General features: G+C 65.0%; 1 protein-coding gene. It reads left to right on the plus strand.

All coding sequences use genetic code 11. The annotated features are described in order from the left end of the window. Positions 1 to 588 (plus strand): HNH endonuclease (locus tag LPA54_RS35405; RefSeq protein WP_228984685.1); only part of this gene is annotated, 588 nt, incomplete at both ends.

A 588-nucleotide genomic window follows, 5' to 3' on the forward strand; every position in this document is an offset into this window, starting at 1 on the left:
TACCTGCCTGGACCGAGGATGAACTTGTGCTCGCAGGGGCCCTGGTGGTGAAGAACGGCTGGCGTGAGCTGCGGACGGGAGACCCCGAGGTCCATGAGCTGTCTGATCTGCTCCGCTCGCTGCCACTCCACACCCCAGAGGCCCGCAGCCTTCCCAGCTTCCGGTCGCCGGACAGCGTGAGCCGCAAGACGACGGACTTCATGACCAACCACCCGTCCTATGCCGGCAAGGCCACACGGTGCGGGAAGCCCACCCTGCTGATGATCCAGGCCTTCAACGAGCGGGAGGCGGACATGTGTCTCGCTGCGGAAAGCATCAGGGAGGCCATTGGCTCCGGCGAGCTGTACCGCATCCGGCCGCAGGACGACGAAGTGGACGAGACAGGCACGTCGGCGATCGAAGGCCGCCTCCTCGTCCGGCGGGCGCTCGCACGTGAGCGTGACCCCAAGCTGCGCGCCCGCAAGATCGGACATGTGCGACGTCAAGGACTCCCTTTGCGGTGTGAGGTCTGCGCCTTCGACTTCGCCCAAGCGTACGGAGACCTCGGGGAGGATTACATCGAGGTTCATCACATCACTCCTCTTCATG

The organism is Streptomyces sp. DH12 (genome assembly GCF_020873895.1).
GTDB lineage: Bacteria > Actinomycetota > Actinomycetes > Streptomycetales > Streptomycetaceae > Streptomyces.